This is a genomic window from Bacillus sp. CR71 (assembly GCF_003429245.1).
In the GTDB taxonomy this organism is placed as follows: Bacteria; Bacillota; Bacilli; order Bacillales; family Bacillaceae_G; genus Bacillus_A; species Bacillus_A thuringiensis_S.
On sequence record NZ_CP031748.1, the window covers coordinates 3,138,334 to 3,164,681 of the forward strand.

Sequence of the window (26,348 nt, forward strand, 5' to 3'; positions counted from 1 at the left end):
AACTGACTTCTATTTGGATCATTATAGTTACTATAAAATTTTCACTTTAACAGTTTGTCTTCCCCAATTCATAGCTTTACTTTTTGAACCCATTAATACATCAATACGATTACCTTTAATTGCGCTTCCAGTATCACCAGCGATAGCTTCTCCATAACCTTCCACCCATACTTTAGATCCTAATGGGATTACTTTCGGGTCAACTGCGATAATTCTCATATTCGGATTTGCCGTTAAATCATGCCCCATCGCAGTTAAAACGCGTCCACCATATGTACCATTTTCACTTGGATCAGCAGTATACGCTGTCGCTACTACCGTTAATTCACGTTTAGCAGACTCTATGTTGTTTTTTGATACTTCTTTCGCTCTCTCTTCTTCTTTAGCTTTTGCTATTTCTCTTGCTTTCTCTTCTTCTTTAGCTTTTGCTATTTCTCTTGCTTTCTCTTCTTCTTTGGCTTTTGCTATTTCTTTTGCTTTCTCTTCTTCTTTAGCTCTTGCTATTTCTCTTGCTTTCTCTTCTTCTTTAGCTTTTGTTATTTCTTTTGCTTTCTCTTCTTCTTTAGCTCTTGCTATTTCTCTTGCTTTCTCTTCTTCTTTAGCTTTTGTTATTTCTTGCACTTTTTCTTCTTCTTTAACTTTTACTTCTTCTTTGACTTTTGCCTCTTCTTTAGGCTTTACTATTTCTTGCACTTTTTCTTCTTCTTTAGCTTTTACTTCTTCTTTAACTTTTGCCTCTTCTTTAGGCTTTACTATTTCTTGCGCTTTCGGTTCTTCTTTAACTTTTACTTCTTCTTTAACTTTTGCCTCTTCTTTAGGCTTTACTATTTCTTGCGCTTTCGGTTCTTCTTTAACTTTTACTTCTTCTTTACTTTTCTCTTCTTTAGGCTTTACTATTTCTTGCGCTTTCGGTTCTTCTTTAACTTTTACTTCTTCTTTAGGCTTTACTATTTCTTGCGCTTTCGTTGTTTCTTTCGCTTTTGCTACTTTCTGCGTCTTTACTTCTTTCTTTTCTTTAACTGATTTTTGTACTTTCGCTACTTGCTTCGTTTTCTCTTCGGTTTTCTTTTCAGTTGGTGCTGTACTTGATAGGAAAGAAACGTTTGCATAAGCTGTTTTTCCTTTATACTCAAATTGCAGCCATCCGTCTTTTACTTGATGCGTTGATTCAATTACATCATCTTTTTTCAGTCTGCCAAGAATTTCTGATTCTGTGTTTGCTTCGGTACGTACATTTAACAAATTCGCCGTTACATGATACACATCTTTTGTAAACTCCGAACTTACAAACACTTCTTTACCGTTCAATTCAATTTTTGACCAACCATCTTCGGTATTGATGACTTTTAACTCTTGCCCATTCTTTACTTTTTCGACCACTTTTGATTCTGTAGTCGGTTTTTCACGTACGTTAAGTACATCTGCTGTTACGATTGTTTCTGCGGTAGCAGTTGAGGTAAACGCCCCCAATCCAAAAATAGTTGCTGTTGCTGCGCCAATTACTTTTTTCATATTAGCCTCCATTATATTTTTTGAATTTTATCAAATGCCTCTGTAAAATTGTATAATTTTACATAATATCAAAACATTTGCAACAGTATATTAATATTGTTTAATATACTGTTATTAAAACTCCTTACTCCAATACTATCAAATTCTTATTTCTAATTCTATATATTATAAATATCCTTATCTTTTATAAAAGCTTCATGCCCTTCTTCACACTAAATAGTTGTTGCAATTCCCGCCAAAAATAAACTTACGATTGCTAAAATTTTAGTAGCGACTATAGCACCTCTTAAATGAAACTTATAATCTTTATATCCCTTCATTCCTTCTGTACTAGGAATCACAACAAACCTCGGAGTAATCCAGCAAAAAATTAGCCAATCAATTATAAATAAATCTACTAAATTAAAAATCATTAAAATACCAAAAGTGTGTAAATAAGCATCAATATACAATAATTTTTCATGCTTATGTAATATATATGTAGAAACGAAAGGACAACTGAAAAGAATAGCATTATATACAATATTAAAGTAAATGGTTTGCTTTTTTTCATGAATCGATTTTGGAAAAACTACTTTTTGAATATCTTTCGGATAATCAGTTAATGAAAGTCGAGGATTATAATATAAGGACCCTAAAATCATAACGGATAGTACAATAGACATGATGACACCAACGTACATCATTTGCTCAAATTGATTCATATGCTTCATTCACCCTTTTCTGTAATTACTATGTTGATCATTTACTTAATTACATATTGTATGTACGTACATAATCAAAAATTAACAACTAGCTTTAACACCAAAGCAAAATTGTTGCAATGCAAATGCAAACTTAATACAGTGGAAGCCTAATTGCTACAGATAGGATGGATGAAACCTATGAAAATTGAACATATCGTAATTTGGGTAAATGACTTAGAATGAATGCGTGATTTTTATATGAAATACTTTAACAGTAAAGTAAACTCTATAGCCATTCTTTTAATTTTACTTCATCCAACATTACAACCCCTTCTCGTGATCTTTCACACTATATTCGCTCGTTTTTCACAAAAGGTTCATTTTACATGAAAATTTATTTATTACAATAAAAATATAAGGTATATTTTTAAGAAAAGGAGGATTTCAAGAATGAATCAAGAGGATAAAATTTACGCTGAAAAAGTGTTAAAAAATCTATTCATCGGATCATAAGTTGATGGATTACAATTTGGTATTTCTCCAGCCGCTATAAAGATTCATTTCACAAACTTTCACGACTCAGTTGATTATGACGGACAATTATATATCAATATCGAATCCAAATGGTGTTTATTTAATAAACCTCAAAAAAGATACCCATTAAATGAAGATGAATTTGAAGTTTATTCTGAGGAAGAAGAATATGAAAGGATATTTAAGATAAGAAGACAAAAAGTTACCGCTATACGACTCGGCTTAGAAAGCCCTCATTTAATTATTACATTAGAGAGTGGACAAATTATTTTTGTAAATGGTTTTCATGATTATTATGAATGTTGGCAATCTGGTGTTCTATGTGAGCAATGGCTTGTAGTCGCTGTACCTGGGAATGAAATCGCCACTTGGGCTCCCGATGAGTTTATCGATAAATAAACTGTCTTCACGAAGAAGAACCGAAGATATTTTATGAACTACATAACTATTTCTATTACACTTAAACGAATGACCATTTTACTTTAATAGAACTCACTTTATTAAAATTGAAAGGATGATAATGATGGCATGTGTCCATGATTTTGGAATAATTGACGATTTTACTTCTCAAAAAAATTACGAAGATTATACACCAGAGAAATATCATTGTATTTCTGTTGATGATGATATTATCAGTAGCTTAAATCGAAATTTATCAATTATGAAAGCCTACTTTCATACAGTCAAAAATCAGGAATACGGTTTAGCTTATTACGGTATTACAATTATCCCGCCTGAATCATTAGCAATATTCTATGAAACAGTTACATCTTCAAAGTTCTTCAAAAATTCTGATGAGCTGATTGAGTTAGCTTCAAAAATTGAACAAGCTACAACAGAACAGAAGTACATGATCCATTATGGGGTTTAAGTGTAATACAAAAAAAGCTTAGGATTTCTCCCAAGCTTTTTTTGTATTGTACTAATAATATTTATTCCTTAGTCATTTAGTTAATGCTTGAACCTATGCCCTCACTTTTTACAAGTGAGAGCGCCAATATTAATCTAAATAAGCGTCTCATTTCCAATCTTCCAGCTAAACCATCTCCCGTGTCCTTCTGTTTCTCCAACCGTTTCACGATATTCGTTTCCGTTAATATAATAATCAATATGAAGGTCACGATCCCACATATTGTTATACAGGTGGAATACATCACGTTTTGCGCCGATTTCTTGTATTTGTTTTTCTAATTTATGTTTAACTTGTTCTGGTATTTGATTTGCAACGTGTGTATGGAAAATGCAGATAACAGCTTCATCACTTATTTGTTCAATAATAGATGATAATAGCTCTACACCGTCTCCTTCTATGAATTGGACAGATTCATTTTTCACTAAAGATGCAGCTTGATCAAACATTTCAAGCCTTTCTTTATGTTCTGGCCAAATGAGTGCACGTAGCCATAAATAATCTTCCTCATTATGTAAATCATTCACATGTAAATCCAGTCCGATTCTTTCTACGACAGATGGGCTTTCTTTAAGTAAATGCGGCATATTCTCCCCTCTTATTTCAGCAGTTACATGCACAGTTGAATTTATATTTCCGTACATTTCATCCGTTCCGTACGAATAACGATATTGGTCCCAGAACAGTTGTAATCCAGAACTTGTCCCAATTTCAATTAACGCTAACGGCTTCTTCACTTTGTTAAATATGTAGCAGAAACTTGGGTATAAGTATGCACACCGTCTTACTTCATTCGTTTGAACGAGTTTCGTTTGTAACAAAGTAACGATTTCTTCTCGGTACTCTTTACAGAAATCTTTAAAATGATTAAAAGCTTTATCTAAATTTGTATCGGCATTTTCAACTAAACTACTATAATACGTTTTTAAATGATGTTCTTTCCCTGCTAACAATAAATAATGTACTGCACCTAATAGTAAGTTTGGGACTGGTTGACCTACCTGAGCATAGGACGATAGTGTAAGTACTTCCTCATCTTCAGCAATTTTCATTGATAAATATTCATATAAATCACTTGACCCTTTACATTCCTTTATTGAAAAGTTTCGAAATAAGTTTGAAATTTGTTCTTTTGTACGCATTAGAGTCCCTCCTTTTTATTTTTCAGAATAATCTTACCATTACAGAAAGAATAATCCCATAAAAAGGTACTCGATTTAGTCACTTAAGGATACGTAAGCTTTTTCGAGATAATTTCAAACTGTAATTTTTTTCTATTTACCACCTTAAAAGAGCTTGTTAAATAAGATTTTTAGCGAATAAAACGTTAAATAGTTTAAAATTATCAGATAACACTAGATATTTTAGTCTATTAATTATTATAATAGAGTATGAGATGGTTATATAATTGAGACAAAAAAGGTATACACCTAGGTGGGGCCTAGGCGGTGTTTCTCTTTTACGGCTTAGACATAGAAAACACCTACACTTTTTTGCCAATATAGGGGATGGAGAGATTATCATGAGCAACATGCAGCAAAAAACAGACGTTATCTTAATTGGTGCAGGAATTATGAGTGCAACGTTAGGCTCATTACTAAAAGAATTAGCACCTGAATGGGAAATTAAAGTTTTTGAAAAACTCGCAAGTGCCGGGGAAGAAAGCTCTAACGAATGGAATAATGCAGGTACAGGGCATTCTGCGCTATGCGAACTGAACTATACTTCCGAAAAATCTGACGGATCTATAGATATTGGTAAGGCTGTAAAAGTGAATGAGCAATTCCAGCTTTCAAGACAATTTTGGGCATATCTTGTAAAAAGCAAATTAATTCGTAATCCACAAGATTTTATTATGCCACTACCTCATATGAGTTTAGTACAAGGGGAAAAAAATGTTGAGTTTCTAAAAAACCGTTTTGAAGCGCTTTCAAAAAATCCACTGTTTCAAGGAATGGAATTTTCCGACGCTCCTGAAACATTAAAAAAATGGCTTCCACTCATTATGGAAGGCCGTACATCTAATGAACCGATGGCGGCAACGAAGATTGACTCTGGAACAGATGTTAACTTCGGTGCATTAACACGTATGTTGTTTGATTACTTAAAAACGAAAAATGTCGAGCTAAACTACAAGCATAGTGTTGAAAATATTAAGCGCACGAAAAATGGTTTGTGGGAAGTGAAAGTACACGATATGAATAGTGGTAAAATTGAGCATCATACTGCTAAATTCGTCTTTATTGGCGGTGGTGGCGGTAGTCTACCTCTACTTCAAAAGACTGGTATCCCTGAATCAAAGCATATCGGTGGATTCCCAGTAAGTGGACTATTTATGGTATGTAAAAACCAAAAAGTTGTAGAGCAACATCATGCGAAAGTATACGGTAAAGCTAAAGTTGGCGCTCCGCCAATGTCTGTACCTCACCTTGATACGAGATATATAGATAATAAAAAAGCTTTATTATTCGGACCATTCGCAGGGTTCTCACCTAAATTCTTAAAAACTGGCTCAAATCTTGACTTAATCGGTTCTGTAAAACCGAATAACGTCTTAACGATGTTAGCTGCTGGTGTAAAAGAAATGGGACTTACAAAATACTTAATTCAGCAAGTTATGTTATCGCACGAAAAACGCATGGAAGAATTACGCGAATTCATTCCGAACGCGAAAAGTGAAGATTGGGATATTGTAGTTGCTGGACAACGTGTACAAGTAATTAAAGATACTGATGCTGGCGGTAAAGGAACACTTCAATTTGGTACAGAAGTAGTAAGTGCAGCTGACGGCTCAATCGCCGCATTACTAGGCGCATCACCAGGTGCTTCTACTGCTGTTCACGTCATGCTTGAAGTATTAGAAAAATGTTTCCCAAGCCGCATGGTAGAATGGGAAGAAAAAATAAAAGAAATGATTCCTTCATATGGCATTTCACTAACTGAAAATCCAAGGTTGTTCCAAGACCTACACACTTCTACAGGTCGTACGCTTGGATTAAATGAAAAAGAAACAGTTCATAACTAATGAAGAAATAAAAAAACGTCCGATATATTCGGACGTTTTTTCGTTACTAGAAATTATATTTATCAATATTCTCTTTCGTAAATACAACCCGCTCTGGCAATACAATAATTCCATTTCCTTCTGCCTCATAATCATAACCTTGGATGGAGTTTGGCTCTACTTTCACTTTTCCGATTCCTTTTACTTCAAAACTATCCCCTACTTTTAACTTCTTCCCTTTTACTACTATTTCATTTGCTACATACGTTGCGAGTGCACCTTGTTGTTTTACATCCCATAATCCAAATTGTTGTACTGTTCCTCGTTTTACGTAATCACGCATAACGTTTGGTGTAGAGAAGCCAGTTACAACAACTTTTTTATCCATTTTCAAGTTTTCAGCTGCTTGTGCCATCGCTGGTAGTGCCGTTGCATCCGGGCAAATGACTGCATTAATATCTGGATACGTTTTTAATATGTTCTCCCCTACTGATAACGATTTTTGCGCATTATTTTCACCGTACTGCGTCGTTACAATTTCCCAGTTCGGATATTTCTTTTTAATAATTTCTTTCGCTTTCGTTACCCATTGGTTTTGATCCGTTACTGTTGGACTAGAATAAAAGAAAGCTACTTTTCCTTTATCTCCAATTTGCTTGGAAGTCATTTCAATTAATAAGTTAGCAAGTTGGTCTGGTGTCCCTTGACTTATATAAAAAGAACGGTCTTTCGGATTCACATCAGAATCCCACGTTAAGACAGTCATTCCTTTTTTCTTAGCACGCTGCAGTGATTGCGATAAACCATCAACTGATGTAGAGGAAACCATAAGTGCATCATAGTTTTGATTAATGAAATTATTTATATACTTTACTTGCCCTGATACACTCGCTTCAGACGGCCCATCATATTTCACTTGTACGCCTAGCTTATCTCCCATCTCCTTTGCTCCTTCACCGCCCGATGTAAAGAAGCCAACTCCAGTTAATTTCGGGATAAATGCAAATTTCACATCATCTGCTTTTTTCTTATCTGCCGTTTGACTGGAACAAGCGATTAAACCAATTAAACAAATACATACGATCAATACAATCCCTAGTTTTCTCTTCATGACATTTCCCCCTTATGCAAATTCCGTCTTTTCCCTGCTAAGAATTGATGTAATTTGAAATGTCTCATAATAACTGAAAGAATAAGGATAATACCTATTACTACATTTGATTGTTCATTTGTTAAACCTGTCATTTGTAGGCCATATTGCATAAGGCCTATAAAAATACTTGCCAGTACTGTACCGAAAATACTACCTTTTCCCCCTGTAATAAGTGTCCCACCTAATACGACTGCTGTAATGATCGGTAATATTGTTTCACTTCCCATATCAGCACGTGCGGAACCGAAATATGCAGTTAAGAAAGCACCCCCTAATCCACCTCCTAACCCAGAAAGTATGTAAGCAATGATTACTACTTTCTTCGTCTGAATCCCGGTGTATTTTGCTGTATTTTCGTTCGCTCCTGTTAATTGTACGTGGCGTCCATATATCGTTCGGTGAAACAAAATCGTGCATACAATTGTTAATGCGATAAGAAGCCATAATAAGTTAGGTATTCCTATAAAACTACCATTTGCTAGTTGTACATAAGCATCAGGTAAACCACTTATCCCTTCATATCCAGAAGCACCCGCCCCCCCTGAAATGACGAGTGCAATTCCTCCATATAAAAACATCGTTCCGAGTGTAACAACTAGTGGTTCTACATCTGTCATTTTTATAATGAATCCATTTAAAGCTCCTGCTAAGCAACTGACTATAAGTGCCATTATTACTGCTAATAAAATATGAATCCCATTCATCCAAAGTACACCAATTAAAATCGAAGTTAGCCCCATAATAGATCCTACAGATACGTCAATTCCTCCTGTTACAATAACGAAAGTCATTGGAATCGCTGCGATTGCTATAAACAGAAAATCATTTGTACTAAAAAGGAGATTACTAATATTTAAAAAATCACGATTTATAAAACTAAAGAGAATGAATTCTATAAGAAGTAATACGATTAGAACACCTTCCCATCTGTAAAAATACTTCATAGATTCATCCTCCTCTCTACTTTCCACTTCTTCATGACACTATCTAGTATGATAATAAGTAATAGTAAAAAACCCGAAATAGCATTATTCCAAAATGCTGGTATTTTTAAAAAGACGAGTGAACTGCTTATTGCTTCTAAAAATAATGCTCCTAATGCGGCTCCAAATATAGAACCGGTTCCTCCTTTTAGATGAATTCCTCCTAGCACAGCAGCTGCGATCACCTGTAGTTCTATTCCTGTACCAGTTTGATTTGGAACGAACCCGATATTCATAACAAATATGCAACCAGCGATTGCCGCACTTATGCCCGATATAATAAACGCATTTATCTTTACTTTATTAACAGGTATCCCAATGAGCCTCGCACCATCTTCATTGTCACCTACCGCATAGAAGTATCTTCCGTATGGTACCTTCCTTAAAAAGAAGTATAGTAGTAATAAAATAATAAGAACACCCCATACAATTATCGGCAGACCAAGTATGACGATAGATGAAAGTTTCTTAAAATTATTTGGAGTATCTTCAATCCACTTCCCGCCTGTGAAGATTAACATTGCACCTCTAACAATTCCTAACATCCCTAATGTCATAATAATGGCTGGTACCCGAAACTTTGCAACTCCAATCCCGTTTATGAAACCGATAATAGCACCAAGCATTATAGCAGCAAGTATCGACAAGACTGCACTATATCCGTTCGTTAATAACATCCCGCAAACTGCCGCGCTTAATCCCATAATTGAGCCAACTGATACGTCTATATTTTTCGTAAATAAAACGAACGATTGGCCAATTGCTAGAACGACTAAAATAACGCTTGATTTCATCATTAACGATAACGAGTTAAACTGAACAAAACTAGGATTTATTATTCCGACCATGGCTATATAAATTAGTAGTAACAGTATGATAGACGTTTCGTGCATTTTATACATGCGTTTCATTCCGTTACACCTCCGTATGCAAGACGTGTAACTTCTTCTACATTTATTTTTTCTTTCTCCAAATGAGAAACAAATTGACCATTTCGCATGACGTATACACGGTTAGCTAATTGGACGATTTCCTCAACATCTGAAGAAATGAATAATATGGCGAGTCCTTCTCTTTTCATTTTTTCTATCGTTTCATACACTTCAAGCCTTGCTTTTGCATCAATTCCGCGAGTTGGTTCATCAAGAATAATGATTTTGGGATTACATGCAAGATATTTCGCAAGCACGACTTTTTGCTGATTTCCTCCCGATAAAGATGCGAGTTCTTCATTCATATTCTGTACAACAATTCGGAATTGTTCTATAAAAAAATTAACTAAAGCGCTTTCTTTTTCTCGGTTAATAAAAAAGCGATTATTTTGCTGTAAACATGCTGCAGTAATATTTTCTTTGACAGATACAATGGAGAAAATTCCATTCCTCGCCCTATCTTCCGGCACATAAACGAGCCCTTCGCTTAATCTTTTATGCAAAGGACATGTATCAATTAGTTTTCCTTCTAATAAAATAGAGCCTGATTTTATAGCTTCCAATCCAAATATTGCTTCCGCTAATTCCGTTCTACCTGATCCAACAATGCCAGCAATCCCCACAATCTCTCCAGCATGTACAGTGAATGATATATTCTCGAATATGTGACTAGTCACATTCGCTACTTCTAATACTTTTTTCGTTCTTTCTGTCTCTTGAACTATTTCTCTTTTTTCTTCCTGTTTATATCCTTTTGGCAATAGCCCCTCCATCAGCGTGTCATATGTATAGTCACATATATCCCCTTGACTCGCGATTGTTCCATCACGTAATATCGCTACTTTATTGGAGATTTCAAAGATTTCCGGAAAACGATGTGTAATGTATATCATTCCAATTCCTTTTTCTTGCAAACTTTTCATCAGCACAAAAAGACTCTTGATCTCATGAGTTGTTAACGTCGATGTTGGCTCATCTAAAATAAGAATCTCAGCGTCTCGTATTAATCCTCTAATGATTTCTACTAACTGTTGCTGCGCAATGGATAATGATGCTCCTAACTCATAAAGGTCAATATCCCACCCTAGACTGTTAATCAATTGCTGAATCTGTACTCTTAGTTTCTTTTTCTTTTCTTTTAACCCGATACATATATTTTCTTCAATAGTCATATGCGGAAAAATGAGTGGTTCTTGCGGTATTAAATAAATACCTTTTCTATGTGCTTCTGACGGATTTGAAAACTGTTGCTTCATTCCTTTTACATACATCTCTCCATCATCATACGAATATAACCCCGTTAATATTTTCATTAATGTTGATTTCCCGGCGCCATTTCCCCCCACTAAAGCGTATATATCTCCACGCTCTACTTGTAAGTTCACTTCTTTTAATACAAGTTGATTTAAAAACGCCTTACTCATTTTCTTTATTTGTAATAAAGGTACGTTCTCCACATGATGTCACCTGCCTTTATCCAGAACATTTTTTGAGAAAATGATTATTTGTTCTACTTGTTTTGTAGCATTGTATATTCCTTTTTTTATATCTAGAACACTTTTTTCTACGTACAATTAATCGTTTCAACTGGAATAAACAAAATATGTGGCACATATGTTTAAGGAGTGGTCAATTGTTGAAAGGGATGAAGAGTATGACACAGCTGAACTTTGAAGAGAATTTATTAACTAAAGTAGCTTGGTACTATTATAAAGACCAATTAACACAACAGGAAATTGCTTCACTTCTTCACATTTCAAGAAATAAAGTTGTCCGGTTATTAGATAAGGCACGCAGTGAAGGTATCGTTACATTTCACGTAAAAGGAACTGGTTTACACTGTTTAAGTATTGAGCGTGACCTAATGAAAAAATTCCACTTAAAAGATGCTTTCATTATCCCTACTCCAATAGACAATTATCACGCTTCTCTCGGAAAAGCCGCTGCACAATATTTAGAGACTCATCTCCAACAAGGTGATTTACTCGGCATCGGCTGGGGTGAAACAATAAGTAAAATGCTAGAAAACATTCATTTTGAAAGTTCTATTAATCTTTCATTCGTAACGCTAACAGGCGGAGTAAACCACTATCTCCCAAGAAAACAAAACTATTTACACTACATGCAAGGTGATCTTCATATTATTCCTACTCCTTTTCTAGCATCTTCTACTGAAATGGCACAAAGTATTTTATCAGAACCAAGCGTGAAAGATATGCTTCATGTCGCTTCACTTGCACATACGGCAGTTGTCGGTATTGGCGGGTTATCTCAAGACGCTACGATTGTAAAAGAAGAAAAATTAACGCTACGTGAAATGACATATATTCGAAGTCAAAACGGGGCGGGCGATATTTTAGGACAGTTTTATAATACGAATGGTGATTTATTAGAGCTCTCGCATCATAATCGTCTAATTGGCACACCACTTACGATTCTTCGCAGTATGAAGCATGTCATTGGTGTGGCTGGAGGTACTCAAAAGATAGATGCCATTTATGGGGCTTTAAAAGGGAAATTTATTCATACATTAATTACTGATGAAGAAACTGCGCTCTCCTTATTAAGAAAGGAAGGTGATTCTTAATGTCTACTTTATTAGCTTTCGATGCTGGTACAGGAAGCATTCGAGCTGTTCTTTTTGATTTACAAGGCAATCAAATTGCAGTAAGCCAAAAAGAATGGGTTCATAAAACTGATCCTCGTTACCCCGGTTCTATGAATTTTGATGTAAAAGCAAACTGGCAACTCGTACAACAGTGTACGAAAGAAGTTCTACAAAAAAGTAATATACTTCCTTCTTCTATTCAAGCTATTAGCGCTACAAGTATGCGAGAAGGTTTTGTTTTATATGATAAAAATGGGCAAGAAATATGGGCATGTGCAAATGTTGATGGCCGTGCATCCGCTGAAGTTAGTGAGCTAAAAGAAATCCGCTCACATCTTGAAGAAGATTTATACAGAAAATCTGGGCAAACTTTTTCATTAGGTGCTTTACCACGTCTACTTTGGATTAAAAAACATGAACCAGAAATCTATTGTAATATCCACTCCTTTACGATGTTAAACGATTGGATTTTGTATAAATTAAGCGATGTACTGCAAATCGACCCTTCCAACGGTTGTACGTCTGGAATCTTTGATTTACAAAATAGAAATTGGGATAACGATGTCGCTAAAGAGTGTGGTATAACTTTGCCATTTTCACCAAAAGTAAATGAGGCTGGTACAGTAATCGGAAACGTTACAAAAGAGTGTGCAGCATTAACTGGATTACTGGCAGGAATTCCTGTCGTCGCTGGCGGCGGAGATGCTCAAATGGCATCACTCGGAACTGGAGTCGTGAAACCAAATCAAACATTAATATGCGGAGGCAGCTTTTGGCAACAAGAAGTAAATATTACAGAACCAATTACAGATCCATATGCTGCGATTCGTGTAAATTGCCATGTCATTTCGAATCTATGGCAATATGAAACAATCGCTTTTTTCCCTGGTCTTGTTATGCGCTGGTTTCGAGACGCTTTTTGCCAAGAAGAAAAAAAGCTCGCTGAAAAACTCGGTGTAGACGCTTATGAATTGTTAGAAGAACAAGCGAAAGACGTACCTGTCGGTTCATATGGTATTATCCCTACTTTTTCAAACGTTATGAACTACATTTCTTGGCGTCATGCCGCACCTTCATTCTTAAATTTAAGTTTAGACGCTGACAAATGCGGAAAAAAGGAACTGTTCCGTGCTATTGAAGAAAATGCGGCCTTCGTTACACTTGGAAACTTAAAACTAATTGAAAATCTTACTGATACATTCCCTTCTGAAGTTGTTTTTGCTGGCGGTGCCGCTAAAGGGAAACTATGGCCACAAATTCTATCAGACGTACTCGGCATTCCTGTAAAAGTACCAGTTGTGAAAGAAGCAGCTGCTTTAGGAACTGCGATTGCTGCTGGAGTTGGCGCTGGAATATATACATCTATGGAAGAGGCTGCCGAACAATTTTTACAGTGGGAAAATACATTTGAACCAATCACGGAAAATCACGAGCTATACAAGGAATTCTATGAAACATGGAAAACCGTGTATAACAGTCAGCTCACTTTAGCTGATAAAGGACTTACAACACATATGTGGATTGCGCCAGGTGCACTGTAACTCATTTACATAAAGGAGTGAACTGTATGTTAAAAGCGAATGAAAATGATTTCTCCTATCGCTTCGGTGATAACGGGCCCAAATATTTAATACAAGGCCCCAATATTGATCTAGGTCTTGTTGTCATTCAGCCTGGGCAAGAGTTTCAAAATCATTACCATACAACGTGTGAAGAAGTTTTTTATGCGTTAGAAGGCGAAATAGACTTCTATGTAAATAACGAAAGAGTTCCGATTAAACAAGGTGATGTCCTGCAAGTTCGCCCTCATGAATCTCACTATTTAATTAACCATTCTGACAAACCTTTTAAAGCTGTTTTTATAAAGTCACCACATTTACCAAATAAAGATACTGTACAAACGGAAAATCCAACATTAACGAAGGAGTGATTTCAAATGACTTGGGGATTTAAAAATCGATTAAATACAATTTTACCTGATGGTAGAGCGGTTATGTTAGCCATAGATCACGGTTATTTCTTAGGACCAATTCACGGGCTAGAACAACCACTTGAAACAGTAAAAAACTTACTTCCTTATACAGACTCCCTCTTTTTAACGCGCGGTGTACTTAGCTCCTGTATTCCTGAAAACTGCAGTACACCGATGGTTATGCGTGTATCTGGCGGAGCTACTGTCGTTGGTAAAGATTTAGCGAATGAAACAATTGTTACACCTGTAAAAGAAGCAGTGAAGCAAAACGCAATTGGCGTTGGCGTCTCTGTTTTTGTCGGATCAGACTATGAAACACAAACTGTTTCGAATCTCGCAAACGTAGTCTCTGAAGCTCACGATTACGGCCTGCCAGTACTCGGAATTACCGCAGTCGCAAAGGAATTACAAAAACGTGAAGCCCGCTTTCTAGCACTCGCTTCCCGCGTATGTGTTGAAATGGGTGCTGATATTATTAAAACGTATTACTGCGAAGGATTCGAAAAAATAACGAGCACATGCCCTGCCCCAGTCGTCATCGCGGGCGGCCCAAAACTAGATTCAATTGCAGACGCATTAAACATTACGTACAATGCACTGCAAGAAGGCGCCATTGGAGTAGACATGGGACGTAACATATGGCAATCCGAGCACCCAGCTGCGATGATTCAAGCAATACATGGTATTGTGAAGAATAGATTAAATGTGAAAGAGGCGCTTGAACTTTATGATGATGTGAAGAATTAATGTAAAAAGACAGACTATTTATTAGTCTGTCTTTTTTGTTAAAATAAAGTAAAGGAGGAATGATTATGCGAAGAATGACTTTCGAACGCCCTACCGATCATTACGATGAACGCTTATACTCTATTGATGAAAAAATTTGCGCCCTATTAAAAGAACGAAAAGAACTTTCAAGTGGTGACCCAGGTTTTCCACATGATGAAGCGATTTATAAATGGGCAAAGCAATACGAATTTTATCCAGACTATCTAAACTCATTATTCTCTTCCATGATGGATGAAGAAGAATTTAAACCTCGCGTTGAACCAACTGACTTCAAAAAACATGTACCTGTTTTTAAAACTTATGAACATAATGGAGTCATGTATACTGTAACTTTTATTCGGCAATATGCAAATGCTAGTGTAGTTTATTTATATAGCGATTGGGATTCCACGGATGAAGCTTTTATTGAAAATAAGCCTCATAGTTTCTTCCAATTATCAATAGATGATACATACGATTGCTGGTCAGAAGGTGGTGGCGGCACTGATGGACATATGAATCATCAATTCGTTGTATCTCCTGTCCTTCCTGATAATTTGTCTGGAATAAGCTTTCGATTTAAAGAACTCAGTATGCCGTTTAGGAAAGATCAAGCTGTGCTTGAATTTGAAATTCAGATAGACAAATAAGGTGAGACTTTAATCAATCCACAAATAGTAAGATAAATAAGGTAATAAAATAAGCAAGCCCCTTTCCAAACTGGATAAGGGGCTATATATACACCTTCAAACGATTATTCTTGATGATTACTATTAAGCTTTGAAACTTTCTTACCTTCTCTCTAATCAAGACAAGACACTTCAATTAATAAGTCATTAAATACTGTAAAATAAAAACCATAACTACTCCCTCGCATCGAATAAGGTTCCTTGTCTATTTCAATACCGCCGGCTACTAAGCGATTATATGCTTGATCCACTTCACTTGGTGTATCCACTAAAAAACCAATATGAAAAGCTTCCGGATACGTAACTTCCTTATTTCCCTTAAATGCTTTTGGATCACTTAGTACAAGTATAAATCCACTCTCATCACTCATCACTACAAGCGCTTTCCCTTTTTGCTCCAAAAATTGAAAATCAAAAAATGTTTCAAAGAAATGTCTCGCTTCTGATAAGTCATCAACACATAAATTTAAATGATTCAGCTTCATGTACTCATCTCCTTGTAAACAGAAGGGATATAGACTCATTTTCATAACCCTTAAATATGTAAGGCAAGATATTCAAGCGTTCCATCTAAGACTATGCTTTATAAGTCTAATATTTTTTTCTATATCCTAGAACATTTTTTTAATGAATGAAAGATTTCCTATCATTTACATCCCCCAGTAATAAAAAAGAGGATACATGTTTGCTTCTACAACATGTATCCTCTGCTTGTATATTAAGACTGTTGATAAGCCGATTTCGATGATTTCACATAATAAACTGCGTGATCCACATTAATAATATGATCTGGTTTTGGTTTACCACGGCCTGCTCTATGTCCAGCTAAGTGTTCTTCACTTGTTTCCCAGTTTTTCCATGCTTCTTCAGATTCCCAGCGAATCATTACGACAACTTCTTCGTCGCCGCGTCTTACTTTTTTCACGAGAACACTTAAATCGATAAAGCCTTCAAATTTTTCAATAATACCTTCTCCAGTGAAACGTTCTACAACTATATTTGATGTACCTTCTTTTACTGTAAATGTTTTCGTTTCGATAAACATATATCCCACTCCCTCTTTGTAATACGAATACTAGTATGCTTCTATTATAATTGATTATGATAATTATTTTCAATTGTAAAGTTTTAATTTTTTGAATTATGCTGATTTCTTTTCTATCGCCTCATCTAAAAATTTGAAATATGGAAGTAACATCCCTATTAAAGATGTAACACATATAATTGCACCGATGATTACATATAGCGCTCTTACTCCCCACATTTCACTCAATATTCCCCCTACTAACACACCTAATGGCATAGCGGATCGTATAAAAAATAAACGCACTGAAAATACTTGTCCCATCATATTATTTGGGACGGTTTGTTGGCATATTGTCGTGTTATGAACATTGAAAAATGCAATACAAATCCCTGCTATTACTTCAATTATTATTGCAATGACAATACTATGATTGAACCCTAATGAAATGTATGTGAGCCCCCCTATAAACAATCCTCCAAGCATAAGTATACGCCGGCTTTTATATGTTACTTTTCCGACTAATACTGAGCCAATTACGTAGCCAAGTGGAAAACCTGCCATGAAATAGCCGTACTCTGCATATCCCGCTGACAGCTCGTCTTTTATATAAGGAAGATTTGTGACCATCGTTACCCCTACTCCAAACTGCACGAAAGTAAGAAATATACCGAGCCAAACGATGATTGGTTTTGTAAAAAAATATGTAAAACCTTGAAGAAATTGTTCTAGCCACGTTTTTCTTATATCTGTTGTAGTTCTCTTTTCTTTTATATAAAGTAAGAAAGCACCACTAACAAATAGACAAATACATACAAAAGATAATGTAAATTCTGTTCCAATGTAATGAATTACTACTCCACCTAATACTGGCGCAAGAAACATCATAAGGCGAGTCATTCCATCAATGTACGCATTTGCGTCTTGAAGTTGTTCTTGACTTACAATGCTCGGTGTAATTGCCTGACTCGCAGGTGTATAAAGAGGTGTAATAAGTCCCACTACAATTTGAACAACATAAATGTGCCAAACTTCTATACTACCCGAAACTAGCATCATCAAAGGTAATAAGAATACGGACGCTCGTATCCATTGTGAAAAAATCATAATCCACTTCCGGCTCCATTTATCAATAAATGGGCCACTTATTAATTGCAGTATGAGTGATGGGATGAAATATAATAGCCACATACTACTTAAAGCCATTTCCGATCCTGTTAACTCATATACTAGAATTGAATTACATAACGTTCCGAAAGCCCCTCCTAATTCTGAGATTGCACTCCCAATCCACATAAAAAAGAACGAACGATTTTTCAATATATTTTTCAATTTCACACACCAACTTTTCTTTTATATTCCTCCCTTTATGTACATTCTCGTTGCATATTATCTATTTAAAAATGCTTCTAATTCTTTTGCTAACGACTGTACTACTTTCTTCCTTAATACATACTTTCCGTCATGTATATCAACTAACTTCGCTGCACGTAACAATTTCAAATGATGGTGTACTGTCGATTTACCAAGCTGCAATCTTTCCGTTATTTCCTGTAATGTACGTTCTTTTTCAAACAACATTTTTACAATTCGCAATCTCGCTTCATCCCCAAGAGCCTTATGTTTTTGAACTAAAAAATAATTCGGTTCATACGGATCTTCAGGATGAATGCTTTCATTCGCAACTGGGTAATGAAATACTTTCGTATCATCAATATCTGCTTCAATATTCCACGGTCTGTACGTCATTTGCGGAATAAGAAGTACGTGATGAATACTTGGCTCTGGCATATAGTTCACTCCGCCAGTCGCCCACTCGACAAACTCTTCCGGCTTCATCTTTTTATTCATTTCATTTTTTGCTTCATAATCTCGTTTTAATATAGAAAGTACTTCCTCCTCTTTCTTAATTACACTCTCATACCAACCTGTCATAACAGCGATTAAATGAGATTTCAGCACTTGTACATCTACATCACATATAAAGCTAATATAAGTAGAAAAAAACGGATGATCATCTGTTAGTTCCTTTAGTTCGTGTATTGCACATACAACTCCCGTTGCAGCTAAACGTCTTTTCTCTTCATATTTCTCTCCTAAAAACGGTAAACATATAAATTTCAAATCCTCTTCTGAAAGTGAATCAATTTTAAAATTAAACTGCGATAAGTCCTGAAAATCCTCTTCATACAATAACTGAAGCAATGCTTTCCACGTATTATGTTCTTCTACAAACTGTAAGTGTTCTCTCATCTCATTTGTTAATGATTGTCTAATTCCTTCCCATTCACTTTCAGTCTTTTCAAGTGTATTAATTAACCTTTTATGAGTAATTGCTGCAATGCCAAGTGCACATTCGAAAAGTATCGAATATTTCACCTGAACGTTGTATGTTTCCCTCTTTCTACTCGTTATGTGATAGACCTCCATTTTTATCCCCTCCTTGTTTGCTATGTATTAAATTCTATTTTTATCGAATTTCACCTTCTATATTTTTAGAATTTATAAAAATATAAATTAAACCACATTCATTCTAAATTAAGAAGAATAAGAGCTTTTTTATATACAAATAATAAAGCTCAAGGAGTGGTTGACATGCATTTCATATTAAATATGTTAGGGATTTTCGTTGTCATATTAATCGTTTTCTTATGTTCACCTAACAAAAACCATATAAAATGGAGACCAATTGTAATTCTCATCATATTGGAGCTTTTTATTACGTGGTTTATGTTAGGCACGAAGCTCGGCAGTATTATCATTAATAAAATTGCGTCATTTTTCAGTTGGCTACTGGCATGCGCGAACGAAGGTATTCGATTTGCATTTCCTTCCGCTATGGACAGTCCACACATTGATTTCTTCTTTAGTGCATTACTGCCTATCATCTTTGTTATTACTTTTTTCGATATTCTTTCGTATTTCGGAATCTTAACTTGGATTATTGATAAAGTAGGTGCGGTTATTTCAAAGATTTCTCGTTTACCAAAGTTAGAAAGTTTCTTTTCCATTCAAATGATGTTTTTAGGAAACACTGAAGCACTTGCAGTTGTTCGTGATCAATTATCTGTTTTAAAAGAAAATCGTTTGTTGACTTTTGGAATTATGAGTATGAGTAGCGTTAGCGGATCCATTCTTGGCGCTTATTTATCAATGGTACCAGCTACATATATTTTCAGTGCAATCCCTTTAAACTGTATTAATGCATTAATTTTAGCCAATGTATTAAATCCTGTGGAAGTTACAAAAGAAGATGATGTCGTATATACACCTTCAAAGCATGAAAAAAAGGATTTCTTTTCTACTATTTCAAACAGTATGTTAGTTGGAATGAATATGGTTATCGTTATTTTAGCCATGGTAATTGGGTATGTAGCTTTAACAGCATGTTTAAATGGGATTTTAGGCTTTTTTGTAACGGGGTTAACAATTCAAAAAATCTTCTCCATTATCTTTAGTCCTTTTGCATTTTTACTCGGTTTATCCGGCAAAGATGCTATGTATGTAGCTGAATTAATGGGAATAAAAATTACAACGAATGAATTTGTTGCTATGATGGATTTAAAATCAAACTTAAAGTCGCTACAACCGCATACGGTTGCGGTTGCAACAACATTTCTAGCTTCTTTTGCTAACTTTAGTACAGTAGGTATGATTTACGGAACTTACAATTCATTATTTGGCGGGGAAAAATCATCAGTCATCGGTAAAAATGTTTGGAAGCTTCTTGTTAGCGGGATGGCTGTTTCTTTATTAAGCGCTATGCTTGTAGGGCTTTTTGTATGGTAAATGGATATTATAATAACAAAAGACATCTCAATTAAATTGGATGTCTTTTGTTATTCTTAGCTCCGAATTTGTCCATTTCCACGAATTACATATTTTGTGGAAGTTAATGCTGGAAGCCCCATTGGTCCTCTTACGTGTAATTTTTGCGTACTGATACCAATTTCCGCTCCGAATCCAAATTCGGATCCATCTGTAAAACGAGTCGATGCATTATGATAAAGTGCCGCGGCATCTACAGAAGTAAAAAACTTGCTGACGTTTTCCTCGTTTTCAGTAATAATCGCTTCAGAATGCATAGATCCATACGTATTTATATGATGAATCGCTTCTTCAACATTGGCAACCACTTTCACTGCTAGTGTGAGAGATAAAAACTCTGTTTCCCAGTCTTCTTCTGTCGCAAGTAAGATAGAAGTATCAATCGCCACTGCTTTATTATCACCGCGTAGCTCTACTCCTCTTTCCTTCAAAGAAGAAAACAACTCGCTACCATATTGCTCTGCCCAATTCTCATGAAGTACAATCGTCTCAATTGCATTACATACAGATGGGCGCTGTGTTTTTGCATTTATAATAATATTAAATGCCATTTGTTTATCCGCTGTTTCATCAATGAATATATGACAATTTCCCGCACCTGTTTCAAGTACTGGAACAGACGCTTCTCTCACTACTGTATCAATTAATTGTTTACCGCCTCTTGGTATAAGAACATCCAAGTACTCATTCAATGTAAACAGCTGTTTTGCACTATCTCTCGTTGTATCTTCTATGAGCTGTACACTTTCTGAAGGCAAGCTAGTTTGCTTAAGCGCCCGGTGAATAACGCTAACGATGGCTTTGTTAGAATGGATAGCAGAAGAACTACCACGTAGTATTACTGCGTTTCCTGTTTTTAAACAAATTGTAGCAGCATCAACAGTTACATTCGGTCTTGCCTCATAAATCATTCCGACAACACCAAGTGGTACGCGCATCTCCTGAATAGATAGTCCATTTGGTCGTTCCCATGCACTTACACATTCTCCAATAGGATCACGTAATTCAATTAACTGCTTAATACCCTCTGTCATATCAACAATTCGCTGTTCATTCAGCAAAAGGCGATCAAGGAGTGAATCAGAAAATCCTTTCTCCTTACCTTCTTCAATATCCCGTTTGTTTTCTTCTAAAATATAAGCTGTTTCTACTATCAACTGATTAGCAATTGCAGCAAGTGCTTCATTTTTTTGATCTGTAGTTTTAAGCACAAGTTCTCTAGCAACCTCTTTTACTTTTATCCCCTTTGCCAACACTTCATTCATTTTCATTTCCTCCTTTTTAAAGTGAAACCCAATGATCTCTATGAATGACTTCATAACTATGTCTCTCGCCTCTTACTTGAATATCTTGGCTTTGCATACCTTTTACATCTCTTAGTTCCTCTGCACTATATGTGCATTGTCCTTTTCCTATTACGCGCCCTTGTTGCGTTACAACCTCTACAACTTCACCCACTTGGAAAAATCCTGATACATTCGTAACACCAGCTGGAAGTAAACTCTTACCATGCTGAATGATGGCAGTAGCCGCCCCAGCATCTACTTCAATTTGTCCGCTAACAAGCGAATGCAAGGCAATCCATTGCTTGTTCATCTTCATTTCTTTTTGAGGAGCATTACCAACATACGTTCCATCACCCTTACCCTTCAAAACATCTACAAACTTTTCCTGTCCACGTCCTGTCCCGATAAATACACTCACACCAAGAGAGAGTGCTGTCTTTGCAGCATCGATTTTTGATTTCATACCACCAGTCCCAAGTTTTGAGCCAGCATCTCCTGCAAGAGAAGAAATTTCTTCCGTAACTTCAGGAAGAAAATAATATTTTTTTGCATCCGCATTTTTCTGAGGATTTTTGTCATATAACCCGTTCACATCCGTAAAGATCATAAGCATATCCGCCGAAACAAGCCCGCTTACTAAAGCTGACAGCATATCATTATCACCGAACGTCAGCTCCTCTAAAGAGATGGAATCATTTTCATTAATAATTGGAAGAGCGGAACGGTTTAGTAATTCTCCTAACGTAGCGTAAGCATTACTATATTGTTCTTTTCTAGAAAAATCACTTCTCGTCAGCAAAAGTTGCGCAGTAACGATGCCATATTTACGGAATTCCTCCGTGTACGCCTGCATTAACAAACTTTGTCCGACAGCTGCTGCAGCCTGTTTCCCTTTAATCGTTACAGGTCTACTAGGATATCCTAGCGCTGAAAAACCTGCAGCGACGGCTCCAGATGTAATTAACACAACCTCGTGCCCTTCCTCTTTCAACCGAGCCAATGCGGCAACGTGATCTGAAAGCTGTTCTGTAGAGATGCCTCCGTGACTATCTGCCAAGGAACTACTTCCAATCTTTACAACAATTCGTTGTTTTTTCACCTTTTTATCCCCCAAGTCTAAAATCAAAGTTTTTATAGTTTACACTTCATTCACTTTGCAACTATATCTATTCTCATCAATGCTGCATTGAAGTATTTAAGAGCAAAATAAAAATGACCGCTTCGCCCTTAATAAAATAAAAAGGACGAAACGGTCATTGTTCCGCGGTACCACCTTAATTGATATACATAGATATCCACTTGGTGCCTATAACGCAGGCGAACGCCTAAACTTTCATTTAAGACTCGGGGATAGGTTCGATACATTCTATACGAGGAATCTTTCAGCCGGTGAATTCCACTCTCTTTCGCAAGAAGACATATGTACTAATTCCCTTCAACGATTTTCAATCTAATTTTTTTATATTATGCGATATAGTTCAATTCGGTGTCAAGAGGTATTTTTAAAAATAAATAGTGCCACAAGTGACTTGTATGAAATTATTGCCCTACTGAATGAAAATACAAATTGATATAAGTTTAACTCATATTCATAAACATAAAACCTTACATTATAGTGTATATATTTACATAATGTCGAATATAATTAATTTTTATCTTTTAGTGTTGCAAAAAGGAATATATTCTCTTAGAATGTTTCTTTATATTGCACAGGGATATTATTATTATTCTAAGATAACAATATCAAACCGATATAATTGATTATAAAAGGAGCAAGATTGAGTTATTATGGATAAACAAATTGGATTCATCGGTTGCGGAAATATGGGAATGGCTATGATTGGCGGGATGCTAAACAAAAAGATAGTGTCTTCAAATCATATTATTTGTTCAGATTTAAACACTGCTAATTTAAAAAATGCTAGTGAAAAATATGGGCTAACTACAACTACCGACAACAATAAAGTAGCTAAAAATGCTGATATTTTAATTTTATCAATTAAACCAGACCTATACGCATCAATAATTAATGAAATAAAAGAAGTAATCAAAAACGATGCTATCATCGTTACGATCGCTGCTGGTAAAAGTATTGAAAGTACTGAAAATGCCTTTAATAAAAAATTAAAAGTTGTAAGAGTAATGCCTAATACTCCTGCTCTTGTTGGAGAAGGAATGTCTGCATTATGCCCTAATGAAATGGTGACAGAAAAAGATTTAGAAGATGTACTAAACATTTTCAATAGTTTTGGTCAAACAGAGATCGTAAGTGAAAAATTAATGGATGTTGTAACATCTGTAAGTGGTTCTTCACCAGCATATGTATATATGATTATAGAAGCGATGGCAGATGCTGCTGTACTAGATGGTATGCCTAGAAATCAAGCATATAAATTCGCTGCTCAAGCTGTGTTAGGCTCTGCAAAAATGGTACTAGAAACAGGAATACATCCAGGTGAATTGAAAGATATGGTTTGTTCTCCTGGTGGAACGACAATAGAAGCTGTAGCAACATTAGAGGAAAAAGGATTACGAACAGCGATTATTTCAGCTATGCAGCGTTGTACGCAAAAGTCTGTTGAACTATCTGGTCAAACTAAAAAATAAAACTATAAAAGAGATTACGTTAGCTATGAATTCACATAATTTTAATTAAAAATTCACTACATGATAAACGGCCAAACTCATATAAAATTGAGCTTGGCCGTTCCGTTTTTAATTATATTAAAATAATTTCATTCGAATTTTCTTTAAAGGTTCTGTTTTATCCCTTACCTATTCCCTACTATGATTGTGTAATTTTATTAGAAACTAATAATTTTTCAATGCATTTCGGTAACATATCTAATAGTGTTTCAAATGCGTAGTTTACATCTAGACGTTCTGTCCATTGATGTGCATCTTTTCCTACCGGCCCCATATTTAATACTGGAACATCAAACTCTTCTAATTCCTGAAGCGGAATTGAATAACCTTTATCCCATAATGGCATATTGTCTACAAGCGAACTCATTGAATCCAGTGGATACTGCAAGCCTACATAGCTTAAATCTGAAATCCCCCCAAAATAATTTTGGTTTTCAAATGTAATCTTATGATTGTAGTGTGCATACTTTTCCATTTCTACAACCACCTCTTTTATTAAAGGATTGTTGCGTGAACTCACAGCTGGATAGTACGGCGGAGCGAAGAAAAGTACAATCATCGGTGCCTTTTCTTTACATAAAATCGCTAATTTATCTACTAAATCAATCGTTACCGCACGATCATCTTTATCTTCTCTATTTTTTATAATATTAGATTGAATATGATTTATTTTTTCTTGTCCATGTTGCTCAATTGCATATGTGATAAGCTCTTCATACGTTAATACATTTACTTTGAGATTAGGTGGTATAAATGGATTATATTTAGAAAAACGATATGCATGTTTTTCATACGACTCTTCTATTTTCTCTGCTACTTTCGTTACTTTTTGACGTAACAATGAAACTACATCTGTCATTGATTTTTCTAATAAAAACAAATTAAATAATGTAACTGCACGATGCGGAATTTGTACAGAATAATCCTCCTTTAAGTCCCTTTGAAGTAAGTTAGTTGGCGGAGGACTCGCTTCCCCTTCTACAATATCACAAAGGTCTGTGTTTAACTCTAATTCTGCTGTTATTAATGAAGCCATATAACTCCCATTTAAGCCTGCAAAAGGTTCACCTACATGTGTCTCTTTTCCATAGCAAAGAAAACCAGGTAACACTTTACCAATAGAGCCAGTGTAAATATACTTATTTTGGTCACCAGGATGTCTTGAAAACATAGGCTCTGAGTTTAAGACCGTTTTATAATCTAAGTTATGCTCTCTAGCTAAATCTAACAGTCCCGGAACAGCGGCCCTCATCCCTACAGAATTCACTTCTTCATCTGGTACAGCCAATAAAAGAACATTCCCATCGAATCTTCCTTCACATGCTTGTTCAATCATTGCCATTTGTAATGCTAGACCGCATTTCATATCCATTGTTCCTCTACCAAACAGCCATTCCCCATGTTCTATATCTTCACGCACATGCTCTGGAAGTTCATCTTTATGAGAATAAAACATAGATGTTAACTTTTTAGGATTAAATGCATCTTCTTTCCACACTCCGTAATCTTGTACATCTACAACATCAAAGTGACTTACTAGAATTACAGTATTTTTTGTACTATCTTTTTTCTTTACTAGTGCTGTAACAAAATATCGTCCGTCCCCTGTCGGATTTTTTTGTAAATGATGCGGGTTTTCTTTGAAATACTGTAATTCAGATAATTGTTCCACAACAAAGTCTGGCAATATTACTTCAGCTTCTGAACCGGTAATACTAGGAATTTCAACAAGACTGCTTAATAATTGAATCAATTGTTCTTTTGATTGCCACTTTGACATATAAATCCCCCTATTTTTCCGCATTATGAAAAC

Annotated in this window: 24 protein-coding genes and 1 other annotated feature; of the genes, 10 read left to right on the forward strand and 14 right to left on the reverse strand. The window is 35.5% G+C overall.

Going from position 1 to position 26,348, the window contains the following annotated elements; all coding sequences use genetic code 11:
• Positions 1-30: 30 nt before the first annotated feature.
• Both entB and DOS87_RS15755 read right to left on the reverse strand, forming a co-directional pair.
• A complete protein-coding gene (entB, locus tag DOS87_RS15750; protein WP_208730017.1) occupies positions 31-1,512 on the reverse strand; it encodes a cell wall-binding protein EntB in 1,482 nt (493 codons plus the stop codon).
• Positions 1,513-1,724: 212 nt separating this feature from the next.
• Positions 1,725-2,216 (reverse strand): hypothetical protein, encoded by a 492-nt coding sequence (locus DOS87_RS15755; RefSeq protein WP_001071238.1) that lies wholly within the window; start codon positions 2,214-2,216, stop codon positions 1,725-1,727.
• A 516-nt stretch (positions 2,217-2,732) separates the two neighbouring features.
• Here DOS87_RS15755 and DOS87_RS15760 point away from each other — a divergent pair.
• Together DOS87_RS15760 and DOS87_RS15765 are read left to right on the forward strand one after the other, a co-directional pair.
• Entirely contained in the window at positions 2,733-3,131 is a 399-nt protein-coding gene (locus DOS87_RS15760; protein ID WP_261795691.1) for a hypothetical protein, read from the forward strand.
• 121 nt (positions 3,132-3,252) lie between these two features.
• Entirely contained in the window at positions 3,253-3,603 is a 351-nt protein-coding gene (locus tag DOS87_RS15765) for a short-chain dehydrogenase (RefSeq protein ID WP_141403414.1), read from the forward strand.
• A gap of 134 nt (positions 3,604-3,737) precedes the next feature.
• Here DOS87_RS15765 and DOS87_RS15770 read toward each other — a convergent pair whose 3' ends face one another.
• Complete coding sequence (locus tag DOS87_RS15770) at positions 3,738-4,784, reverse strand: DUF2332 domain-containing protein (protein WP_097826167.1); 1,047 nt, start codon at positions 4,782-4,784, stop codon at positions 3,738-3,740.
• A gap of 380 nt (positions 4,785-5,164) precedes the next feature.
• On the opposite strand from DOS87_RS15770, the gene DOS87_RS15775 reads away from it, so the two are divergent.
• Positions 5,165-6,667, forward strand: a complete 1,503-nt coding sequence (locus DOS87_RS15775; protein ID WP_000069147.1) for a malate:quinone oxidoreductase — start codon at positions 5,165-5,167, stop codon at positions 6,665-6,667.
• A 46-nt stretch (positions 6,668-6,713) separates the two neighbouring features.
• On the opposite strand, the gene lsrB is transcribed toward DOS87_RS15775, so the two are convergent.
• The 4 genes from lsrB to DOS87_RS15795 are packed head-to-tail and all read right to left on the reverse strand — an operon-like array spanning position 6,714 to position 11,171.
• On the reverse strand, positions 6,714-7,757 hold the full coding sequence (gene lsrB, locus DOS87_RS15780; RefSeq protein WP_000823653.1) for an autoinducer 2 ABC transporter substrate-binding protein LsrB: 1,044 nt from the start codon (positions 7,755-7,757) through the stop codon (positions 6,714-6,716).
• Positions 7,754-8,743, reverse strand: coding sequence for an ABC transporter permease (locus DOS87_RS15785; RefSeq protein WP_000873534.1), 990 nt, complete (start codon positions 8,741-8,743; stop codon positions 7,754-7,756). Before DOS87_RS15785 ends, lsrB begins: the two co-directional genes overlap by 4 nt.
• Complete coding sequence (locus DOS87_RS15790) at positions 8,740-9,693, reverse strand: ABC transporter permease subunit (RefSeq protein WP_000827677.1); 954 nt, start codon at positions 9,691-9,693, stop codon at positions 8,740-8,742. The genes DOS87_RS15785 and DOS87_RS15790 overlap by 4 nt, the downstream gene beginning before the upstream one ends.
• Positions 9,690-11,171, reverse strand: a complete 1,482-nt coding sequence (locus DOS87_RS15795) for a sugar ABC transporter ATP-binding protein (RefSeq protein WP_142330540.1) — start codon at positions 11,169-11,171, stop codon at positions 9,690-9,692. Before DOS87_RS15795 ends, DOS87_RS15790 begins: the two co-directional genes overlap by 4 nt.
• Before the next feature lie 179 nt (positions 11,172-11,350).
• Here DOS87_RS15795 and DOS87_RS15800 point away from each other — a divergent pair, with 179 nt between their 5' ends.
• From DOS87_RS15800 to DOS87_RS15820, 5 genes are all read left to right on the forward strand, one after another.
• On the forward strand, positions 11,351-12,301 hold the full coding sequence (locus DOS87_RS15800) for a sugar-binding transcriptional regulator (RefSeq protein ID WP_000677766.1): 951 nt from the start codon (positions 11,351-11,353) through the stop codon (positions 12,299-12,301).
• Positions 12,301-13,863 carry an autoinducer-2 kinase gene (lsrK, locus tag DOS87_RS15805; RefSeq protein WP_000105712.1) on the forward strand — a complete coding sequence of 521 codons (1,563 nt, stop codon included), beginning with the start codon at positions 12,301-12,303 and terminating at the stop codon, positions 13,861-13,863. The genes DOS87_RS15800 and lsrK overlap by 1 nt, the downstream gene beginning before the upstream one ends.
• A gap of 26 nt (positions 13,864-13,889) precedes the next feature.
• Complete coding sequence (locus DOS87_RS15810) at positions 13,890-14,252, forward strand: cupin domain-containing protein (protein ID WP_000909986.1); 363 nt, start codon at positions 13,890-13,892, stop codon at positions 14,250-14,252.
• A gap of 6 nt (positions 14,253-14,258) precedes the next feature.
• A complete protein-coding gene (gene lsrF / locus DOS87_RS15815; RefSeq protein WP_098424619.1) occupies positions 14,259-15,041 on the forward strand; it encodes a 3-hydroxy-5-phosphonooxypentane-2,4-dione thiolase in 783 nt (260 codons plus the stop codon).
• A 65-nt stretch (positions 15,042-15,106) separates the two neighbouring features.
• Positions 15,107-15,712: a hypothetical protein gene (locus tag DOS87_RS15820; protein WP_142326401.1), complete on the forward strand. Its 606-nt coding sequence runs from the start codon at positions 15,107-15,109 to the stop codon at positions 15,710-15,712.
• Positions 15,713-15,864: 152 nt separating this feature from the next.
• Here DOS87_RS15820 and DOS87_RS15825 read toward each other — a convergent pair whose 3' ends face one another.
• The 4 genes from DOS87_RS15825 to DOS87_RS15840 form a co-directional block, all read right to left on the reverse strand.
• Positions 15,865-16,236, reverse strand: a complete 372-nt coding sequence (locus tag DOS87_RS15825; protein ID WP_098424621.1) for a VOC family protein — start codon at positions 16,234-16,236, stop codon at positions 15,865-15,867.
• 233 nt (positions 16,237-16,469) lie between these two features.
• The gene (hmoA, locus tag DOS87_RS15830) at positions 16,470-16,796 is read right to left on the reverse strand and encodes a heme-degrading monooxygenase HmoA (RefSeq protein WP_000469498.1); all 327 of its coding nucleotides are present in this window, start codon (positions 16,794-16,796) and stop codon (positions 16,470-16,472) included.
• A 96-nt stretch (positions 16,797-16,892) separates the two neighbouring features.
• Positions 16,893-18,113, reverse strand: a complete 1,221-nt coding sequence (locus tag DOS87_RS15835; protein ID WP_086390614.1) for an MFS transporter — start codon at positions 18,111-18,113, stop codon at positions 16,893-16,895.
• 51 nt (positions 18,114-18,164) lie between these two features.
• Positions 18,165-19,205, reverse strand: coding sequence for an ArsR/SmtB family transcription factor (locus tag DOS87_RS15840; protein ID WP_000454581.1), 1,041 nt, complete (start codon positions 19,203-19,205; stop codon positions 18,165-18,167).
• Positions 19,206-19,370: 165 nt separating this feature from the next.
• Here DOS87_RS15840 and DOS87_RS15845 point away from each other — a divergent pair, with 165 nt between their 5' ends.
• A complete protein-coding gene (locus DOS87_RS15845; protein ID WP_000545489.1) occupies positions 19,371-20,564 on the forward strand; it encodes a NupC/NupG family nucleoside CNT transporter in 1,194 nt (397 codons plus the stop codon).
• Positions 20,565-20,620: 56 nt separating this feature from the next.
• Here DOS87_RS15845 and DOS87_RS15850 read toward each other — a convergent pair whose 3' ends face one another.
• Positions 20,621-21,868: a glutamate-5-semialdehyde dehydrogenase gene (locus DOS87_RS15850; protein WP_098578365.1), complete on the reverse strand. Its 1,248-nt coding sequence runs from the start codon at positions 21,866-21,868 to the stop codon at positions 20,621-20,623.
• A 16-nt stretch (positions 21,869-21,884) separates the two neighbouring features.
• A complete protein-coding gene (gene proB / locus DOS87_RS15855; protein ID WP_000744738.1) occupies positions 21,885-22,988 on the reverse strand; it encodes a glutamate 5-kinase in 1,104 nt (367 codons plus the stop codon).
• A gap of 138 nt (positions 22,989-23,126) precedes the next feature.
• Positions 23,127-23,337 (reverse strand) — a binding site (T-box leader).
• Positions 23,338-23,677: 340 nt separating this feature from the next.
• Here proB and proC point away from each other — a divergent pair.
• A complete protein-coding gene (gene proC, locus DOS87_RS15860; protein WP_000360732.1) occupies positions 23,678-24,496 on the forward strand; it encodes a pyrroline-5-carboxylate reductase in 819 nt (272 codons plus the stop codon).
• A 178-nt stretch (positions 24,497-24,674) separates the two neighbouring features.
• Here the strand turns inward: proC and DOS87_RS15865 are convergent, their stop codons facing one another.
• On the reverse strand, positions 24,675-26,339 hold the full coding sequence (locus tag DOS87_RS15865; protein WP_003309623.1) for a M20/M25/M40 family metallo-hydrolase: 1,665 nt from the start codon (positions 26,337-26,339) through the stop codon (positions 24,675-24,677).
• Between the last annotated feature and the right edge of the window lie 9 nt (positions 26,340-26,348).

What these genes read in the sequence shown, in the direction of transcription:
- entB (WP_208730017.1), bottom strand. Translation starts at nt 1,512, where the DNA reads ATGAAAAAAGTAATTGGCGCAGCAACAGCAACTATTTTTGGATTGGGG.
- DOS87_RS15755 (WP_001071238.1), bottom strand. Translation starts at nt 2,216, where the DNA reads ATGAATCAATTTGAGCAAATGATGTACGTTGGTGTCATCATGTCTATT.
- DOS87_RS15765 (WP_141403414.1), top strand. Translation starts at nt 3,253, where the DNA reads ATGATGGCATGTGTCCATGATTTTGGAATAATTGACGATTTTACTTCT.
- DOS87_RS15770 (WP_097826167.1), bottom strand. Translation starts at nt 4,784, where the DNA reads ATGCGTACAAAAGAACAAATTTCAAACTTATTTCGAAACTTTTCAATA.
- DOS87_RS15775 (WP_000069147.1), top strand. Translation starts at nt 5,165, where the DNA reads ATGAGCAACATGCAGCAAAAAACAGACGTTATCTTAATTGGTGCAGGA.
- lsrB (WP_000823653.1), bottom strand. Translation starts at nt 7,757, where the DNA reads ATGAAGAGAAAACTAGGGATTGTATTGATCGTATGTATTTGTTTAATT.
- DOS87_RS15785 (WP_000873534.1), bottom strand. Translation starts at nt 8,743, where the DNA reads ATGAAGTATTTTTACAGATGGGAAGGTGTTCTAATCGTATTACTTCTT.
- DOS87_RS15790 (WP_000827677.1), bottom strand. Translation starts at nt 9,693, where the DNA reads ATGAAACGCATGTATAAAATGCACGAAACGTCTATCATACTGTTACTA.
- lsrK (WP_000105712.1), top strand. Translation starts at nt 12,301, where the DNA reads ATGTCTACTTTATTAGCTTTCGATGCTGGTACAGGAAGCATTCGAGCT.
- DOS87_RS15810 (WP_000909986.1), top strand. Translation starts at nt 13,890, where the DNA reads ATGTTAAAAGCGAATGAAAATGATTTCTCCTATCGCTTCGGTGATAAC.
- lsrF (WP_098424619.1), top strand. Translation starts at nt 14,259, where the DNA reads ATGACTTGGGGATTTAAAAATCGATTAAATACAATTTTACCTGATGGT.
- DOS87_RS15820 (WP_142326401.1), top strand. Translation starts at nt 15,107, where the DNA reads ATGCGAAGAATGACTTTCGAACGCCCTACCGATCATTACGATGAACGC.
- DOS87_RS15825 (WP_098424621.1), bottom strand. Translation starts at nt 16,236, where the DNA reads ATGAAGCTGAATCATTTAAATTTATGTGTTGATGACTTATCAGAAGCG.
- hmoA (WP_000469498.1), bottom strand. Translation starts at nt 16,796, where the DNA reads ATGTTTATCGAAACGAAAACATTTACAGTAAAAGAAGGTACATCAAAT.
- DOS87_RS15840 (WP_000454581.1), bottom strand. Translation starts at nt 19,205, where the DNA reads ATGGAGGTCTATCACATAACGAGTAGAAAGAGGGAAACATACAACGTT.
- DOS87_RS15845 (WP_000545489.1), top strand. Translation starts at nt 19,371, where the DNA reads ATGCATTTCATATTAAATATGTTAGGGATTTTCGTTGTCATATTAATC.
- DOS87_RS15850 (WP_098578365.1), bottom strand. Translation starts at nt 21,868, where the DNA reads ATGAATGAAGTGTTGGCAAAGGGGATAAAAGTAAAAGAGGTTGCTAGA.
- proC (WP_000360732.1), top strand. Translation starts at nt 23,678, where the DNA reads ATGGATAAACAAATTGGATTCATCGGTTGCGGAAATATGGGAATGGCT.
- DOS87_RS15865 (WP_003309623.1), bottom strand. Translation starts at nt 26,339, where the DNA reads ATGCGGAAAAATAGGGGGATTTATATGTCAAAGTGGCAATCAAAAGAA.